This window comes from Polynucleobacter sp. 35-46-11, assembly GCF_002281105.1.
Map to the genome: position 1 here is coordinate 1 of NZ_NCFJ01000445.1, position 2,048 is coordinate 2,048.

3 protein-coding genes are annotated in these 2,048 nt (G+C 46.3%); all 3 read right to left on the reverse strand.

What is annotated here, in order from left to right; genetic code table 11:
* Positions 1–69: 69 nt before the first annotated feature.
* From B7Y67_RS16130 to B7Y67_RS16140, 3 genes are read right to left on the reverse strand one after another with little or no spacing between them, the layout of a single operon-like run.
* A complete protein-coding gene (locus tag B7Y67_RS16130; RefSeq protein ID WP_215301133.1) occupies positions 70–579 on the reverse strand; it encodes a (2Fe-2S)-binding protein in 510 nt (169 codons plus the stop codon).
* Positions 580–621: 42 nt separating this feature from the next.
* Positions 622–1,476 carry a xanthine dehydrogenase family protein subunit M gene (locus B7Y67_RS16135; RefSeq protein ID WP_293599503.1) on the reverse strand — a complete coding sequence of 285 codons (855 nt, stop codon included), beginning with the start codon at positions 1,474–1,476 and terminating at the stop codon, positions 622–624.
* Between the two features lie 40 nt (positions 1,477–1,516).
* The gene (locus B7Y67_RS16140; protein WP_293599504.1) at positions 1,517–1,993 is read right to left on the reverse strand and encodes a CoxG family protein; all 477 of its coding nucleotides are present in this window, start codon (positions 1,991–1,993) and stop codon (positions 1,517–1,519) included.
* Positions 1,994–2,048: the final 55 nt, after the last annotated feature.

The window sequence follows — 2,048 nt, forward strand, 5'->3', positions numbered from 1 at the left end:
TGGTTACCGGATCAAGCACCAATCCTTTGAGGTCTGCTGGCTTATTCATAATCAGTTTTCCCAGTCTACTTAAGCGAGAGCAACAACAGGTTTAATTTTTTCACCTTTGGCGCGAGCTTCAAGAACGGCCATGATGGCATCCACTATGGAATGGTAACCAGTGCAACGGCAATAATTGCCTGAGATCCATTCACGCACTTCTTCGCGCGTGGCTTTGGGTTGTTTTTCAACTAACTCGGCTGCGGCTAGCAACATTCCAGAAGAACAGAATCCACATTGCATTGCGTTGTGTCGCATAAAGGCTTCTTGCAAGTCTGCTAAGGCACCACTTTTCGTTAAGCCTTCAATTGTCTCTACAACACATCCATCAGCTTGAACAGCTAAGTACAAGCAACCACGGATGATTTGGCCGTTCACCTTGACGGTACAGGCACCGCAAGCACCCTGTTCACAGCCCAAGTGGGGGCCCTTCAAATGAAGATCTTCACGCAAAAAATCCACTAAATGGCGACGCGGCTCAATCTCAGCATTGACTTCAGTACCATTGACGGTCATCGTAATTTTTTTCTTTAAGCTCATCTCAATCTCCGAACTCGATTTATCTTTTATTAAATTTTTTTATTAAGCAATTAAATGCTTTAAGCCACGCTCTAATAAAACACCAATTAAATGTTGCTTTGTTTCTGCACTATTAGTGATATCTGCAATCGCCTCAATCTCTGCCCTTGCAGCAGTAACTGCGCTAGCAATTAACTCATCGGTTGCCGGCTTGCCATCAACTATGGACTGAGCCTTTTTTGCCATTACCGGCGTAGCCCCAACAGAAAAGAAAGTAAAAGCGCAATCGCTCAGAATATCTCCCACCTTATTTGCAACCAAGGCTGCTCCTGCAACCGCATAGTCTCCGTGACGGCGTGCTAGCTCATGAAAATAAAAAACTTGATTACTATTTGCAACTGGGATTTCAGTTGCCACCAGAATTTCGTTAGGCTCTAAGGAGGTGGTGTACAGATCAATGAAAAAGTCTTGCGCTGAAACGCGACGCTCACCATTAGGACCTGCAATTAACATTGTTGCATTGAGTGCCAAGCTACAGGCCGGCCATTCAGCCGCTGGATCTCCGTAAGCCAAGGATCCACCCCAGGTACCTAGATTGCGAATCGCTCTATGTGCGATATGAGGAACAGCGGCTTTTAGTAATGGCGCATGTTGCGCAATCAATTTTGAGTCTTCAATCTCAGTATGAGTAACTAAGGCCCCAATGCGTAATTGATCGCCAGTTACAGCAATCCCTTTAAGTTCATGTAGATCAGTTATGTCAATCAAAATGCTAGGCTCAGAGAGGCGCAGATTGAGCGTAGCCAAGAGAGTCTGGCCACCAGCAATCAAACGGGCATCCTCACCAGCTTCAGCCAGCAAAGCTAGGGCCTCGCTGAGGACCTTCGGTTTTGCATAATCAAATGCTGCTGCTTTCATTGCGTCTCCTCCACAACTTTTATATTTATCTTGCCAAGCCTTATTCGGCCTGTGCGTCCGGCTCTAGGGGTAGCACTACACCACCCAATTCTGTTGCAAATCGCAGAAAAAAATCATCTGCAATCTTTTTAGCAGAAGCGCTAATTAAACGCCCGCCAATTTGTCCTAACTTCCCCCCAATGGAGGCTTCAGTTGTATACGTAATCAAGGTACCACCTTCAGCAGCCTTTAACTCAACCCGTGAGCGGCCTTTAGCAAAACCTGCGGCGCCTCCCGACCCCTCAAATGTCATTGAACAGGATTGATCAGGAACAACATCGCTCAACAGAAGCTTTCCCGCGAATCTAGCCCTCACAGGGCCAATCTTGAACATCACCTTGGCATGAATCTCCTCTGGAGAGATCCGGCTAATTTCTTCACAGCCGGGAATGGACTTTGCAAGGACGTCAATATCATTCAAGCCCTTCCATACATCTGGGATTGGAGCCGCAATGAGTTGCTCGCCATTTAGTTCCATTACATCTCCTTGGGGTTTGTACGAATAGAGTCTTATCTACCAATTGTTCAACAAT